The 14307-nt window shown below is 64.2% G+C and carries 13 protein-coding genes, 1 tRNA gene and 2 pseudogenes; 9 read left to right on the top strand and 7 right to left on the bottom strand.

The features are described 5' to 3' along the window. Nucleotide 1 precedes the first annotated feature (1 nt). Nucleotides 2–625, bottom strand: a complete 624-nt coding sequence (locus N5A93_RS15665) for a cysteine hydrolase family protein (RefSeq protein ID WP_268956036.1) — start codon at nucleotides 623–625, stop codon at nucleotides 2–4. A 252-nt stretch (nucleotides 626–877) separates the two neighbouring features. Here N5A93_RS15665 and N5A93_RS15660 point away from each other — a divergent pair, with 252 nt between their 5' ends. Both N5A93_RS15660 and N5A93_RS15655 read left to right on the top strand, forming a co-directional pair. Next, complete coding sequence (locus tag N5A93_RS15660; RefSeq protein WP_268956035.1) at nucleotides 878–2926, top strand: ASKHA domain-containing protein; 2049 nt, start codon at nucleotides 878–880, stop codon at nucleotides 2924–2926. 45 nt (nucleotides 2927–2971) lie between these two features. Further along, nucleotides 2972–3045: transfer RNA gene (locus tag N5A93_RS15655), tRNA-Gly, on the top strand. 54 nt (nucleotides 3046–3099) lie between these two features. On the opposite strand, the gene N5A93_RS15650 is transcribed toward N5A93_RS15655, so the two are convergent. Next, the gene (locus N5A93_RS15650) at nucleotides 3100–3333 is read right to left on the bottom strand and encodes a hypothetical protein (protein ID WP_268956034.1); all 234 of its coding nucleotides are present in this window, start codon (nucleotides 3331–3333) and stop codon (nucleotides 3100–3102) included. Between the two features lie 359 nt (nucleotides 3334–3692). Between N5A93_RS15650 and N5A93_RS15645 the strand changes: the two genes are divergently transcribed. The 7 genes and pseudogenes from N5A93_RS15645 (at nucleotide 3693) to trpB (ending at nucleotide 9863) form a co-directional block, all read left to right on the top strand. After that, nucleotides 3693–4304, top strand: coding sequence for a (d)CMP kinase (locus tag N5A93_RS15645; protein ID WP_268956033.1), 612 nt, complete (start codon nucleotides 3693–3695; stop codon nucleotides 4302–4304). A 265-nt stretch (nucleotides 4305–4569) separates the two neighbouring features. Beyond that, nucleotides 4570–6270, top strand: a pseudogene (gene rpsA / locus N5A93_RS15640) (30S ribosomal protein S1); the annotation flags it as partial. 316 nt (nucleotides 6271–6586) lie between these two features. Further along, nucleotides 6587–6871 carry an integration host factor subunit beta gene (ihfB, locus tag N5A93_RS15635; protein WP_085817241.1) on the top strand — a complete coding sequence of 95 codons (285 nt, stop codon included), beginning with the start codon at nucleotides 6587–6589 and terminating at the stop codon, nucleotides 6869–6871. Beyond that, nucleotides 6871–7221: a LapA family protein gene (locus tag N5A93_RS15630; protein WP_268956032.1), complete on the top strand. Its 351-nt coding sequence runs from the start codon at nucleotides 6871–6873 to the stop codon at nucleotides 7219–7221. Before ihfB ends, N5A93_RS15630 begins: the two co-directional genes overlap by 1 nt. Nucleotides 7222–7229: 8 nt before the next feature. Continuing rightward, entirely contained in the window at nucleotides 7230–7886 is a 657-nt protein-coding gene (locus N5A93_RS15625) for a phosphoribosylanthranilate isomerase (RefSeq protein ID WP_268956031.1), read from the top strand. A gap of 33 nt (nucleotides 7887–7919) precedes the next feature. Then, nucleotides 7920–8552, top strand: a complete 633-nt coding sequence (locus tag N5A93_RS15620; RefSeq protein WP_268956030.1) for a class I SAM-dependent DNA methyltransferase — start codon at nucleotides 7920–7922, stop codon at nucleotides 8550–8552. A gap of 81 nt (nucleotides 8553–8633) precedes the next feature. Then, a complete protein-coding gene (gene trpB / locus N5A93_RS15615; protein ID WP_268956029.1) occupies nucleotides 8634–9863 on the top strand; it encodes a tryptophan synthase subunit beta in 1230 nt (409 codons plus the stop codon). Here trpB and N5A93_RS15610 read toward each other — a convergent pair. The 5 genes and pseudogenes from N5A93_RS15610 to pth form a co-directional block, all read right to left on the bottom strand. Further along, entirely contained in the window at nucleotides 9860–11419 is a 1560-nt protein-coding gene (locus tag N5A93_RS15610) for a cation:proton antiporter domain-containing protein (RefSeq protein ID WP_268956028.1), read from the bottom strand. The two genes, trpB and N5A93_RS15610, sit on opposite strands and share 4 nt — an antisense overlap. 77 nt (nucleotides 11420–11496) lie before the next feature. Next, the gene (locus tag N5A93_RS15605) at nucleotides 11497–11877 is read right to left on the bottom strand and encodes a DUF2237 family protein (protein WP_268956027.1); all 381 of its coding nucleotides are present in this window, start codon (nucleotides 11875–11877) and stop codon (nucleotides 11497–11499) included. 49 nt (nucleotides 11878–11926) lie between these two features. Next, a complete protein-coding gene (gene hmuQ / locus N5A93_RS15600; RefSeq protein WP_268956026.1) occupies nucleotides 11927–12247 on the bottom strand; it encodes a heme-degrading protein HmuQ in 321 nt (106 codons plus the stop codon). A gap of 71 nt (nucleotides 12248–12318) precedes the next feature. Next, nucleotides 12319–13482, bottom strand: a pseudogene (locus tag N5A93_RS15595) (serine hydrolase domain-containing protein). A 79-nt stretch (nucleotides 13483–13561) separates the two neighbouring features. Next, a complete protein-coding gene (gene pth, locus N5A93_RS15590) occupies nucleotides 13562–14287 on the bottom strand; it encodes an aminoacyl-tRNA hydrolase (protein WP_268956025.1) in 726 nt (241 codons plus the stop codon). Between the last annotated feature and the right edge of the window lie 20 nt (nucleotides 14288–14307).

Here is a 14307-nt window from a genome sequence, read left to right as displayed (position 1 = left end):
TTCAGACCACGCGCGCACCCTGGCTGAGCAGCGCATCGCGCATGGCGGCGAAGGTGGCAACATCTGATGCCGCGATGCCGTCGCGCACCAGTTCCACCTCGTAACCGCGATTGAGCGCCGCCTGCGCCGTGCGCGCCAGCGCCGCGCAGCCGTCGCGCCCCATCAGTCGCAAGCGCCCCACGTGTAGCGCGCTCAGCACGGCATCGAGCTCGCCGGTTTCAAACCCGTCCTCGACCCGCTTGACCACGACATGATCGGCCAGCCCGTGAAACGGCGCGGCCAGGCCCACGCCCGCCCCGCCCCTGAAGGGCGCACCGGGGCGCGTCATGCGCGCGATGAGGCGCGTGGCAAGGCCAGACCATTCCTGCCGCAGCGCAATCACCGGCTGATCGCGGTGGCGCGCCAGTTCGGCCTCGCGGGCGACGGCGGCTTCGACGCGGTGGCGATCCTGCGCGCTGTGATGGGCATCGTTCCAATAAGCGTCCTGCAACTCGACCAGAACCAGCGCGGTGCCGGGGCGCGCGGGCACGGGGACGCCTTCGGTCGCGCGCACCATATGGCGCGCCGTGACCCAGAACCAAAGCGCGACGCAACCGGCCAGCGCAATGATTCCGGCCCAGATCACGGGTGCCTCCGCGCGAAGGTTTCACCCTCTCGTTGCAGATCTTTCGCCATTTCCATGCGTATTTCCTGCACGGATTGAGGGGGTAAGGCAAGCCGCAGCGGGACGGCGCGCGCCGCCCCTGCAAGGCGCCATGCGCCCGCGTGCTGCGCCGATGCCGCCGATGGAACATTTTCTGACGGTTGCAGGCTGTAACCCGGCGGCCCTTGCCTTATGTTCCAACCAGCGAATACCAAATCACGAGGACCTCCCCCAATGACCCAGGATCCGCTGGTCGTCTTCACGCCATCGGGAAAGCGTGGCCGCTTTCCCAAGGGAACGCCCGTTCTGACTGCGGCGCGCCAGCTTGGCGTCGATCTCGACTCGGTTTGCGGCGGGCGGGGGATCTGCTCGAAATGCCAGGTCGCGCCGTCCTATGGATCGTTCTCGAAACATGCGATCACCGTGGCTGACGACGCGCTGTCGGAATGGAACGCAGTCGAGGAGCGCTATGAGCAGAAGCGAGGGTTGAAACCGGGCCGGCGGCTGGGGTGTCAGGCGCAGATCATGGGCGACGTGGTCATCGACGTGCCCGCCGAAAGCCAGGTCCACCGGCAAGTGGTGCGCAAGGCGGCTTCGGCGCGGGTGATCGAGATGGACCCGGCCACACGGCTCTATTTCGTCGAGGTGGACGAGCCCGACATGCACGAACCCACCGGCGACCTGGAACGGCTCGCACGCGCGCTGAAGCGGGAATGGGAGATTCCCGCGATCCGCGCTGACCAGTCGCTGCTGGCGCGCCTGCAACCGGTGCTGCGCAAGGGCAAGTTCCAGGTCACGGTCGCGCTGCACAAATCCCATGCCGACGATGTGGCACGGGTGATCGAGATCTGGCCCGGCCTGCATGAGGGCGGGCTTTACGGGCTGGCGATCGACCTTGGCTCGACCACGGTCGCGGCGCATCTGACCGATCTCGATACCGGTGAGGTCAAGGCCAGCTCGGGCATCATGAACCCGCAGATCCGCTTTGGCGAGGATCTGATGAGCCGGGTCAGTTACGCGATGATGAATCCGGGCGGCGACAAGGAAATGACCCGCGCCGTGCGCGAGGCGATCGACGCGCTGGCCACCGGGATCGCCGAGGAGGCCGGGATCGACCCGGATCTGATCGTCGAGACGGTGTTCGTGTGCAACCCGGTGATGCATCACCTGTTGCTGGGGATCGACCCGGTGGAGCTGGGCCAGGCGCCCTTTGCGCTGGCCACGTCGCAGTCGATCTCGATGGCGGCGCGGGAGCTGGATCTGGGTGCGATCAATCCACGCGCGCGCACATATATCCTGCCCTGTATCGCGGGCCATGTGGGGGCCGATGCCGCCGCCGTGGCGCTGAGCGAGGAGCCCGGCAAGTCCGAGGATCTGGTGCTGGTCGTGGATGTGGGCACCAATGCGGAAATCCTGTTGGGCGATACCAGCCGCGTGCTGGCTTGCTCCTCGCCCACGGGGCCGGCCTTCGAGGGGGCGCAGATCTCGAGCGGGCAGCGCGCGGCGCCCGGCGCCATCGAGGCGATCCGCATCGACCCCGACACCAAGGAGCCGCGCTTTCGCGTGATCGGCTGCGACAAGTGGTCGGACGAGGAAGGGTTCGACGCGGAAACCGCCGAGACCGGGATCACCGGCATTTGCGGCTCGGGCATCATCGAGGCGGTGGCCGAGATGCGCATGGCGGGGCTGCTGGACGACAGCGGGCTGATCGGCTCGGCCGAGGCCACAGGCACGCCGCGGTCGGTACCCGAGGGGCGCACCCATGCCTATCTGATCCATGATGCCAGCGCCGATGGCGGGCCGCGCATCACCGTCACGCAGGGCGATATCCGGGCGATCCAGCTGGCCAAGTCGGCGCTTTATGCCGGGGCGCGCCTGTTGATGGACGAGCGTGGCGTCGATCACGTGGACCGGGTGGTTCTGGCCGGGGCCTTCGGGGCGCATATCAGCCCCAAGCACGCCATGGTGCTGGGAATGATCCCCGATGTGCCACTGGACAAGGTGACGAGCGCGGGCAACGCCGCGGGCACCGGCGCGCGGATCGCGCTTTGCAATGTTGCCGCACGCGTCGAGATCGAGCGCGTGGTGCGCCAGATCACCAAGGTCGAAACGGCGATCGAGCCGAAGTTCCAGGAGCATTTCGTGGCCGCAAACGCGATACCGCACAAGACTGATCCGTTCCCGGAACTGTCGAAGATCGTGCCGCTCCCCCAGGTCAGTTTCAATGTCGGTCCATCGGGCGACGGCGCCGACGGCGGGCGGCGGCGCAGACGGCGGCGATAGGCTCTTGACCGCGATGCGCGGATTTCCTACCTAGTGCGACGCTGAGCGGGTATGGTGAAAAGGTATCACGCGAGCTTCCCAAGCTTAAGTTGCGGGTTCGATTCCCGCTACCCGCTCCAGCCTCCAGACGTGCCTCATCCCTTCGTTCATCCGCGCGACCGAGTCACTTGTGTCTACTGATCCTCGGCGGAGGATGAGTCGGAAAAAGGGAACATTTCCGCTTCGAGCGGCAGCGCGACCGCGATCATCAGGATGGCGATCACCAGCAGCACCACTTCGAGACCGGGCATCTTCGCGCGCAGGCGGGCGACCCGGGATTTCGCGGCGGGTGTTTCAGATGGGGTCATACGGCGGCCTTGGCCCTGCGCCATGGAATGATGGCGAGAGCGATCCTCGGAATCGGTCATTCATAATATCCTGAATATAAATAAGAAATCGTCATATCTCACACTCCGGCACTCGTGAAGACTGCGCTGTTAAGCCACCAAAAGATGGCGAAATTTTGAAAAGCCCTGCGCATTTTCAAATGCGGCTCCGGGGCGGGTGCGGCGTTGCCGAGGGTATTGTCCACGGATCGAAGTGAATGTTTTGGCCGGACCGCCAAAGGGCCGGCACTGTTGCGCCCTTGCGAACAATCGCGCCAGTGTCACATCCTGCGGTCGGGGTGGCGGAGCCGATCGGACCGGGTGGTGTGAAATGTGGTGCGAGGCTTGAGCAGGAAGCCGGGTTACTCTACCCATGGCATTCGGATAAAATGGGGGCCGATATGGGTTTCACCATCGCGATAGACGGTCCGGCAGCCGCCGGAAAAGGCACGGTTTCGCGCGCCGTGGCGGCGCGTTTCGGCTTTGCGCATCTGGATACCGGGCTGCTTTATCGCGCGACCGGGCGGCGCACGCTGGACGGCACCGACCCGGTCGAAGCGGCGCAGTCCCTTCAGGCACAGGACCTTGAGGCCGACGATCTGCGCGGCCCCGATGTGACGCAGGCCGCAAGCCGTGTCGCCGCAATCCCCGAGGTGCGCCAGGCGCTGGTCGATTTCCAGCGCGCCTTTGCCCGCCGTGCGGGGGGCGCCGTGCTGGACGGGCGCGATATCGGCACGGTGATCTGCCCCGAGGCCGAGGTGAAACTGTTCGTGACCGCCTCCGACGAGATCCGCGCCGAGCGGCGCTGGAGAGAGCTGCGCGACAAGGGGTTCGAGGACAGCTACGGCGAGGTGCTGAACGACCTGCGCGCGCGGGACACACGCGACAGCGCCCGCGCCGCCGCGCCGATGAAACCTGCGGATGACGCGGTGACGCTGGACACCTCGCGCATGAGCATCGACGAGGCCATCGCCGCCGCCATCGAGATGATCGCGGCGCGGCGGGACGCCTGAGCGATCAGCCGGTCATCGACCAACCATCGCCACGCCAGCGGCAAGGCCCCGCCATTCGCACCCGCAAACCGCACTGGGGGCTTGCAATACAAGGCGCGAAAGGCTAAACGCGCCTTTGTCGACAAGGCGATCAACGCCACCAACAAAGAGATCGAGCAGGGTCGGTTTACCGGCCCTCTTTGTTTTGTGGCACGTCTGACCAACGAAACCCCAAGACCGGCGGAGACAACCGCACGGCCCGAAAAACCGAAGACGTAAAGGAAAAACACGCCACATGGCTCAGAACGCAACCATGGAGGAATTCGAGGCCCTCCTGAATGAAAGCCTCGAAATGGACACGCCCCAGGAGGGCTCTGTCGTCAAGGGCAAGGTCATCGCCGTCGAAGCGGGCCAGGCCATCATCGATGTCGGCTACAAGATGGAAGGCCGCGTCGATCTCAAGGAATTCGCAAATCCCGGCGAAGCGCCCGAAATCGCCCCCGGCGACGAGGTCGAAGTCTATCTGCGCGCCGCCGAGAACGCCCGTGGCGAAGCCGTCATCAGCCGTGAGATGGCCCGCCGCGAAGAGGCATGGGACCGTCTTGAAAAGGCCTATGCGGACGATCAGCGCGTCGAAGGCGCGATCTTTGGCCGCGTCAAGGGTGGCTTTACCGTCGATCTGGGCGGTGCCGTGGCCTTCCTGCCGGGCAGCCAGGTCGATGTGCGCCCCGTGCGCGACGCGGGCCCGCTGATGGGTCTCAAGCAGCCCTTCCAGATCCTCAAGATGGATCGTCGCCGTGGCAACATCGTCGTGTCGCGCCGCGCCATCCTGGAAGAAAGCCGCGCCGAGCAGCGCGCCGAGGTCATCGCACAGCTGACCGAAGGCGACACCGTGGACGGCGTGGTCAAGAACATCACCGAATACGGGGCCTTCGTGGACCTGGGCGGTGTGGACGGCCTGCTGCACGTCACCGACATGGCATGGCGCCGCGTCAACCACCCCTCGGAGATCCTGTCGATCGGCGAGACCGTCAAGGTTCAGGTCATCAAGATCAACAAGGAAACCCACCGTATCAGCCTGGGCATCAAGCAGCTTCAGGACGATCCGTGGGATATGGTCGCCGCCAAGTATCCGCTGGCCTCGGTCCATACGGGCCGCGTGACCAACATCACCGATTACGGCGCCTTCGTGGAGCTGGAGCCCGGTGTCGAAGGTCTGGTTCACGTCTCGGAAATGTCCTGGACCAAGAAGAACGTGCATCCCGGCAAGATCGTCTCGACCAGCCAGGAAGTCGAAGTCATGGTGCTGGAAATCGACCAGGCCAAGCGCCGCGTGTCGCTGGGTCTCAAGCAGACGCAGCGCAACCCGTGGGAGGTGTTTGCAGAAACCCACCCCGTCGGCACCGAGGTCGAGGGCGAGGTCAAGAACATCACCGAATTCGGTCTGTTCATCGGCCTGCCCGGCGAGATCGACGGCATGGTTCACCTCAGCGACCTGAGCTGGGACGAACGTGGCGAGGACGCGATCCAGAACTACAAGAAGGGCGATGTCGTCAAGGCCGTCGTCTCGGAAGTGGATGTCGAGAAAGAGCGCATTTCGCTTTCGATCAAGGCACTGGATGGCGATCCCTTCGCCGAGGCAGTCGGCGGCGTGAAGCGCGGCTCGATCATCACCGTCGAAGTGACCTCGATCGAGGATGGCGGGATCGAAGTGCAGCATGACGGGTTCAAATCCTTCATCCGCCGCTCCGACCTCAGCCGTGACAGGTCCGAACAGCGCCCCGAGCGTTTCTCGGTCAGCGACAAGGTTGACGTGCGCGTCACCAATGTCGACTCCAAGAGCCGCCGTCTGGGCCTGTCGATCAAGGCGCGCGAAATCGCCGAAGAGAAAGAGGCCGTCCAACAGTATGGCAGCTCGGACTCGGGCGCATCGCTGGGCGATATTCTTGGCGCGGCCCTCAAGGGCGACGAGGACGACAAGGGCTGAGGCGGACACCTCTGACCCGAAATCAAGTAGAGCGGCCCCGCAACATCGCGGGGCCGTTTTTCGTTCATCGGCCCCGGGGCAGGCGCGCTTTCCCGTTGCGAATCAACAGCTTTGCTGCGGTGCAACAAATCGCGCGCGCTGGCGTTCGGATGACGCTGCAGCCGGTCGCGCCAGCCGTTTTTTTATCCAAGAGACGAAAAAGCGGGGGATTCCACCCAAAAGATACAAGTGTTTCTGTTTCGATTTTTTCCGATAGTAACTATAGTCCTCGAGACTGCCGCTTGCGCCAAAAACCAGAAAACCCGGGGGAGAGCCGATGATCCGGTCGGAATTGATCCAAAAAATTTCAGAAGAAAATCCGCATCTTTATCAGCGTGATGTCGAGCGTATCGTGAACACGATCTTCAACGAGATCACCAATGCCATGGCCAACGGAAGCCGCGTCGAGCTGCGCGGCTTTGGCGCTTTTTCGGTGAAGAAGCGGGATGCGCGCACCGGTCGCAACCCGCGCACCGGGGAATCGGTCCATGTTGAAGAAAAGCATGTGCCATTCTTCAAGACCGGCAAACTGCTGCGTGACCGGCTGAACGGGAAGTCCTGATGCGTTATATCCGCTATGCCTCGATTGCCATCTTCGCGGTGGCGCTGATCCTTGTGGCACTGGCCAATCGCGGGCTTGTCGCGGTCAAGCTGGTGCCGGACGAGCTGTCCGGGCTGGCCGCGCTCAACCCCAGCCACGAGGTGCCGCTGTTCGTCGTGATCTATGGCGGGATCGTGGCCGGGCTGGTGATCGGATTCATCTGGGAATGGATCCGCGAGCATGGCGAACGCGTTGCCGCCGCCCGTCAGGCCCGCGAACTGAGAGCCCTGCGCGCCGAGGTCCGCCGCCTCAAGGGCGAGAAGCACGAGGGCAAGGATGAGGTTCTGGCCCTGCTTGACGAGGCGAGCTGAGCGCCGCCATGTCAGCCGATACCAAAGTAAAGATCTGCGGGTTGACCGACCCGGCCGACGTGCCCGCCGCGATCCTCGCGGGGGCGTCATATGTCGGCTTCGTGTTCTTTCCCAGATCGCCCCGTCATCTGGAACTGGAGGCGGCCGCCTTCATGGCCGCAGCGGTGCCGGAGGGAATCACCCGTGTCGCGCTTCTGGTCGATCCTGATGACGCGCTGCTGGACGAGCTGGTCGCGCAGGTGCCGATCGACATGCTACAGTTGCATGGCCACGAAACGCCCGCCCGTGTCACCGAGGTCAAGGCCCGTACCGGGCTGCCGGTGATGAAGGTTGTGGGCGTAGGCGATGCGACCGATCTGACCCAGATCGGATTCTACGAAAAGGTCGCCGACCAGATCCTTGTGGACGCCAAGCCGCCCGAAGGGGCCGACCGGCCCGGCGGCAATGCCATGCGGTTTGACTGGACGCTGCTGAGCGGGCGGCGCTGGACAAAGCCCTGGATGCTGGCCGGGGGGCTTACGCCCGACAACGTGGCCGAGGCGCTGCGCCTGACCGGGGCGCGGCAGGTCGATGTGTCGTCGGGTGTCGAAAGCGCGCCGGGGGTCAAGGACCCTGAAAAGATGCGCGCCTTCATTGACTCGGTGCGCGACGCCACAGAGGATTGAGCGCACCCGCCAACAACAGGAGAAGGATGCGACATGGCCGGTCAGGCAAGTGATGATCTGAGTGATGTATATGGCGCCAAAACGCCCGAAGACGCGCGCCGGATTTACGACGACTGGTCCCAAAGCTATGACGCCGACAATCTGAAGAAGGGCTTCCGGCTGCCATCGCTGGGTGCGGCCATGCTGGCGCGGCATCTGGGGCGAGGCGAGGGGCCGATCCTGGATGCGGCCTGCGGCACCGGGCTCGTGGGGGAAACGCTGGCGGTGCTGGGTTACGGGGCGATCACCGGCTGCGATCTCTCCGGGCGCATGGTCGCCGCCGCGAAGCGCACAAACGCCTATGAAACGGTAATGGCCGCCAATATGGCCGAGAGTCTGCCCTTTCCTGCTGACAGCTTTGCCGCCTTCACCTGTATCGGCGCATTCGGGCCGGGTCACGCGCCACCCGAAAGCCTGCACGAACTGGTACGCGTGACGCGGCCGGGCGGCATTGGCGTCTTCAACCTGATCAGCGCCACCTGGGAGGAGCAGGGCTTTCCGGCGGTGATCGACGCGCTGACAGCGGCGGGCCGGTGGGAGCAGGTGCAGATCAGCGCGCCGTTTCGCCCCTATCTGCTGGGTGAACCCGAGCTCTGGTCGCGCCTGCATGTGATGCGAATGCTCTGAGCGCTGGTTTTCGCTGGAAAACCGCACCTGCGTCCCATATTGAACACGAGGATCAATGCCCAGACGGGAAGGCACGCAGCGATGAACGATCTTTTCAACTCTTTCATGACCGGACCCGACGAAAAGGGCCGGTTCGGCGATTTCGGCGGGCGGTTCGTTTCCGAAACCCTGATGCCGCTGATCCTGGAGCTGGAAGCGCAATACGAGCACGCCAAGACCGACCAGTCCTTCTGGGACGAGATGCACGACCTGTGGACCCATTACGTGGGGCGGCCCAGCCCGCTTTACTATGCGGACCGGCTGACCAGGCATCTGGGCGGCGCCAAGATCTATCTCAAGCGCGACGAGCTGAACCATACCGGCGCGCACAAGATCAACAACGTGCTGGGGCAGATCATCCTGGCGCGGCGCATGGGCAAGAACCGGATCATCGCCGAGACCGGCGCGGGCCAGCATGGCGTGGCGACGGCGACGGTCTGCGCCAAGTTCGGGCTGAAATGCGTGGTCTACATGGGCGCGCATGATGTAGAGCGCCAGAAACCCAATGTGTTCCGCATGCGCCTTCTGGGCGCCGAGGTGATCCCGGTGACATCCGGGCGCGGCACGCTCAAGGACGCGATGAACGATGCGCTGCGCGACTGGGTCACCAATGTACGCGACACGTTCTATTGCATCGGCACGGTGGCCGGGCCGCACCCCTACCCCGCCATGGTGCGCGATTTCCAGTCGATCATCGGCCAGGAAGCCAAGGAACAGATGATGGCCGCCGAAGGCCGTCTGCCCGACACGATCATCGCCGCGATCGGCGGCGGGTCGAACGCGATGGGCCTGTTCTATCCGTTCCTCGACGACAAGAGCGTGCGTGTGATCGGCGTCGAGGCCGGCGGCAAGGGCGTCAACCAGAAGATGGAACATTGCGCCAGCCTGACCGGGGGGCGCCCCGGCGTGCTGCATGGCAACCGCACCTATCTGTTGCAGGACGATGACGGGCAGATCCTCGAGGGGTATTCGATCTCGGCGGGGCTGGACTATCCGGGCATCGGCCCCGAGCATAGCTGGCTGCACGATATCGGGCGGGCCGAATATGTGGCGATCACCGACAAGGAGGCGCTGGAAGCCTTCCAGCTGTGCTGCCAGACCGAGGGGATCATTCCCGCGCTCGAACCCAGCCATGCGCTGGCCCATGTGATGAAGATCGCGCCGGACCTTCCCGAGGATCACCTGATCTGCATGAACATGTGCGGGCGGGGCGACAAGGACATCTTTACCGTCGCGCGCCATCTGGGCTTTGACATGGATGACGCCGACTAGCGATCGGCTTCAGGCGGGTTAAGGGCGGCGTCGGCGCGTTCGGCCAGTCCCATCCCTGCCTGGGTCATTGTCAGATAGGTATCGACGGCCCCCGCCTCGTTCAGCATGTCCTGATGCGCCGCGTCAAAGGCGTGGGCGATGATCGGCCCCGTAAAACCGCGCCGCCGCAGGCTGCGCGCGGCGATCAGCTTGGCCTCGATATCATCCATCGCAAGAATGGCCGCGCGGATCCGGCGCAGATTGACGCTGCGCCAGAAATTGCTGTCTTCGGCATCGGCGAACAGCACGTTGCGCCCCGCCTCGCGGTGGCTGGCGGCCTTGTAGGTGTCGGCATCAAGCCCCACAGCGCGAATCCCGGCCTCTGTCAGGCGATCATAGGCGGCCGAGCCGGTGCGCCCCATCCCGAGAATCAGAACCTCGCCATCGCCCAGGTCCTTGGCCTGTTCGTCGGGATGGATGGTCTTGCGCTGAAACCGCGACAATCCCATCTCCAACCGTTCGTAAAGCGGATGCGCCAGCCGGTTGAGCGGCGAACTGATGACGAAGGACAGCGACACCGCCAGCGCCAGCGGCACGAGGAATTCCGGGAGCACCGCCGCCGAAACGATCAGCCCGAATTCGGAATAGGCCGTCAGGCTGAGCGATGACAGGAACGCACTGCGCGCGCGCAGCTTGAACGCCACCAGCAGCGCATAGAACAGCAGCCCCTTGAGCGGCAGTATCACCGCCACCACCAGGGCGAAGATCAACGCCTCGCGGTCGGGCAGGCCCGACATCCCGATCTGCAGGAAGAAGCCGACAAGGAAAATCTCCTTGAGTGGCCAGAGCGAATGCGAAAGCTCATTGGCGCGCGGGTGGCTGGATAACATCACCCCCATCGCCAGTGCGCCGATTTCGGAACTGAGCCCCACCGCCTCGAATCCCATGCCGCCGAGCACCACGGAGAGGAACATTCCCATCAGCACCAGCAATTCATCGCGCCCGGTGAAATCCAGAAGCCAATGCAGCGCCGGGCGCAACAGCGGCAGAGCGAAGACGCCAAGCGCCCAGATCGTGGGCGTCTGCCCCGACCAGATACCCAGCACCACCAGCGCGATGATGTCCTGCACGATCAGGATACCGATCGCGGTGCGTCCGTGGAAACTGCCCAGTTCGCGCTTGGCCTCGAGCAGCTTGGCCGCCAGAACCGTCGACGAGAACGCCAGAGCGATCCCCAGCAGCAGCGCCGTGTTCCAGTCCAGCCCCATGAACAGGCGCAGGCCGGGTGCGAATACCCCGACGCTGATCGCGAAATGCAAAAGCGCGCCGCCCACCACCTGCGGCTGGGCGATCTGTTGCAGTTTCAGCTTCAGCCCGACCGTGAAAAGCAGCATCAGCACGCCAAGATGCGCCACGTGATAAAGGATCTCGCCGCTTTGTTCGGGCAGGCTCAGGGCGGGGCCGAAGAAGTTGATGGCAAACCCTGCCGCCAGGAACCCGACCAGCGGCGGCAAGCCGACCTGGCGCACCGCCAACCCGAAGAAGAACGCGAAAGAAATGGCAATGACTTCGAACATGCAACGCTCCGACCCCGGTTCAGGGTGGAGTTTCGATGAAGCCGCACCGCTTGTCCATGCCGCGCGCGCGGCGCGATTCAGTTCAGGTCTTTGGCGTGTTCCCGAAGCACCTCCAGCGGCACGATTTCAAGTGCCCGGCGGTGCGTTGCCCCAAGGCGCACCCGTGGCGCGCAGCCTTCGTCATGGGCCTGAAGGAAACGCGCCGCACAGAGGCACCAGCGGTCGCCGGGTTCCAGCCCGCCAAAGCCGAATTCGGGGCGCGGTGTGCTGAGGTCGTTACCGACATATTTGGAATAGGCGAGAAACTCGGCGGTCATCAACGCGCAGACCGTGTGGCTGCCCCTGTCCTCGGCGCAGGTATTGCAGTGTCCATCGCGGAAGAACCCTGTCAACGGCTCGTCCGAGCAGGGTTCCAGACTGCCGCCCAGAACATTGATGCTGTCATCCTTCTCGATCATCGCGCGCCCTTTTCTTCCTTTGGGAAGCATAGCATTCTCGCGCGGAAAATCATCCCTCGCGCAATACCGTCTCGAAACCCTCGAAACTGGGCGGCCCGAGCAGCGCCTCGCGGGTGGAAGCACGGCCCGCATCCTTGTGGGCATCGCGGAATTGCTGTGAAGTGGTCCAGGCCTCGAAAGCGGCGCGGCTGTCCCAGAGCACGTGGCTGGAATAGAGGCGAAACCCGTCGCCGTCAGGCCCGCGCAGCAGGCGGAATTCGCGAAAGCCCGCGACCTCGGCAAGACGGCTTTCGCGTTCGGCCCACATGGTTTCGAACTGTTCCTCGAATCCGTGGCGCACCTGAAAGCGGTTCATCGCGATGAAACCCATGAAGCACCGCACCTTTCTGTCTGTTGTCCGTCACCGTCATCAGATAACGCATCCGGGCGGCAATCAACCCGTCACAGCGCGTCCCTGATGCGGCGCATCATCGCGACATTGGATTGATGCACGCCCTCGTTGCGGAAATCGCGGTCAGCTCCGGTGACGACGATCACCGCGTCGGCCACCTGGTCAATATAGATATACTGGCCGTAAATGCCACGTGCCAGGAACTCGCCGGGATGCGCGCCGCGCGGCACCCACCACTGATAGCCATAGCCGATCGCGTCAGGCCGTGTCGGTGCGCTGGCGCGTGTCGATGCGGCGGCCTAGTCGCGCGGCACGACCTGTTGGCCCTGATATTCGCCCATCTGTTCGAACATGAGGCCAAAGCGCGCGTAATCGCGGCTGCGCATGTTGAGCCCGCCCAGCACGAAAGCGACGCCCTCGCCATCGCTCAGATAATATGGCGATGCCTCGAGCCCCAGCGGCGCGATCACCTTTTCCGACAAGAGCGCGGGAATATCGCGCCCGGTGGCGCCGCGCAGCACCATCCCCAGAACATGGGTGTCGATCGACACATATTTCCAGCGCGCGCCCGGTTCTGCTTCGCGTGCGCTCAGCCCGGCGGCGAAACCGTCCATCGAACCGCCCAGCGCCAGCACCCGGCCCATGCGGTTGATGTCGGAATGGTAGTCAAGATAATCCTCGTCGAAGGTCACGCCGCTGGTCATCTGCAAGACGTTGCGGATGCTGGCCCCGTCATATGCGCTGCCCGCGAGGGCGGGCGCGTACTCGGTCACCGGATCTTCCAGTGAGGCAATCGCGCCTTCCTCGACCAGAATGCCGAAAAGCGCGGAAAGATAGCTTTTCGCCATCGACCAGCTGATCCGCAGATCCTCGGGCTTGGTGCCCTGATGATAGCTTTTATGCACCACGCGCCCGTCATGCAGGACGAGAAGCGAGGTCACACTGCGCGCCTCGATCCATGCCGCCACCTCTTCGGGCAGGGTCATGGCCGCGCCTTGAGGCAGCGTCGAGACAGGCGCATCACCCCGCGCGAGGGGCACGGTCAGGAAAGCGCGGTCCATATGCGAGAAATTGGCGACGATGCGGGATTCATCGAACAGAGTGTTCACGGCCCAGAGGCGGGCGATCTCCTCGCGTTTCCAGAGTGCCAGCACCAGCGCCGCCAGAAGCGCCATCAGCCCGATGCGGATCGCCCATCCCAGGATTGTCTTCATCTGTACTTCATCCCCAGCCCTTCGCTCAGCAAAGCATCCCGCCTTCGAAACGTCCAGCGTGACGCTGCGTGGGGCTGGATCAGCGAAACCTGTCGACCAGCTTTTGCAGCGGGCTGCGCGAGTCTTCCTCGGGCGCCTTGTCGGGCGCTTTTGCCGGGGTCGCGTCGGTGGCTTTGCCGGGTTGATCAGCGGGTGGAGCTGCTCGTTCACGCGGCTTTTGCGGGGCGGCGGAACTGGCGGACGCCATGCGCTGCGCGATGGCGTTCAGAAACCGGTCCTTGCGGTCATCCGCCAGATCACCCGCACCATCGGAAATGCCGCGCATCAGGTCATCCAGCCAATCGGCGTCGGCCTTGGCGAAATCCTGCAAAACGTACTGCGACACCATCTCCTTGCGGCCCGGATGCCCGATGCCCAGGCGCACGCGGCGGTAGGTCTCGCCGATATGCTGATGAAGCGATCGCAACCCGTTGTGACCGGCATGGCCGCCGCCGGTCTTGACCCGCACCTTGCCGGGGGCAAGGTCGAGTTCGTCGTGAAATACCGTCACGTCCTCAGGCGCGAGCTTGTAGAAACGCATCGCCTCGCCCACCGACTGGCCGCTGAGGTTCATGAAGGTCATGGGCTTGAGCAGCAGCACACGTTCGCCGCCCAGCCGCCCTTCGCAGAATGCGCCCTGGAATTTTGCCTTCCAGGGGCCAAAGCCGTGATCCCCGGCGATCCGGTCCAGCGCCATGAAGCCGATATTATGCCGGTTTCCGGCGTATTTGGCGCCGGGATTCCCCAGGCCCACAAACAGTAGCATTGCCGCGGCTCCCATCTTTG

This window comes from Roseovarius salincola (assembly GCF_026891095.1).
GTDB classification, from domain to species: Bacteria; Pseudomonadota; Alphaproteobacteria; order Rhodobacterales; family Rhodobacteraceae; genus Roseovarius; species Roseovarius salincola.
Note: the sequence above shows the minus strand (reverse complement) of the source record. Positions and strands in the feature narration are given on the sequence as shown.

What these genes read in the sequence shown, in the direction of transcription:
- N5A93_RS15660 (WP_268956035.1), top strand. Translation starts at nt 878, where the DNA reads ATGACCCAGGATCCGCTGGTCGTCTTCACGCCATCGGGAAAGCGTGGC.
- N5A93_RS15650 (WP_268956034.1), bottom strand. Translation starts at nt 3,333, where the DNA reads ATGACCGATTCCGAGGATCGCTCTCGCCATCATTCCATGGCGCAGGGC.
- N5A93_RS15645 (WP_268956033.1), top strand. Translation starts at nt 3,693, where the DNA reads ATGGGTTTCACCATCGCGATAGACGGTCCGGCAGCCGCCGGAAAAGGC.
- ihfB (WP_085817241.1), top strand. Translation starts at nt 6,587, where the DNA reads ATGATCCGGTCGGAATTGATCCAAAAAATTTCAGAAGAAAATCCGCAT.
- N5A93_RS15630 (WP_268956032.1), top strand. Translation starts at nt 6,871, where the DNA reads ATGCGTTATATCCGCTATGCCTCGATTGCCATCTTCGCGGTGGCGCTG.
- N5A93_RS15625 (WP_268956031.1), top strand. Translation starts at nt 7,230, where the DNA reads ATGTCAGCCGATACCAAAGTAAAGATCTGCGGGTTGACCGACCCGGCC.
- N5A93_RS15620 (WP_268956030.1), top strand. Translation starts at nt 7,920, where the DNA reads ATGGCCGGTCAGGCAAGTGATGATCTGAGTGATGTATATGGCGCCAAA.
- trpB (WP_268956029.1), top strand. Translation starts at nt 8,634, where the DNA reads ATGAACGATCTTTTCAACTCTTTCATGACCGGACCCGACGAAAAGGGC.
- N5A93_RS15610 (WP_268956028.1), bottom strand. Translation starts at nt 11,419, where the DNA reads ATGTTCGAAGTCATTGCCATTTCTTTCGCGTTCTTCTTCGGGTTGGCG.
- N5A93_RS15605 (WP_268956027.1), bottom strand. Translation starts at nt 11,877, where the DNA reads ATGATCGAGAAGGATGACAGCATCAATGTTCTGGGCGGCAGTCTGGAA.
- hmuQ (WP_268956026.1), bottom strand. Translation starts at nt 12,247, where the DNA reads ATGGGTTTCATCGCGATGAACCGCTTTCAGGTGCGCCACGGATTCGAG.
- pth (WP_268956025.1), bottom strand. Translation starts at nt 14,287, where the DNA reads ATGCTACTGTTTGTGGGCCTGGGGAATCCCGGCGCCAAATACGCCGGA.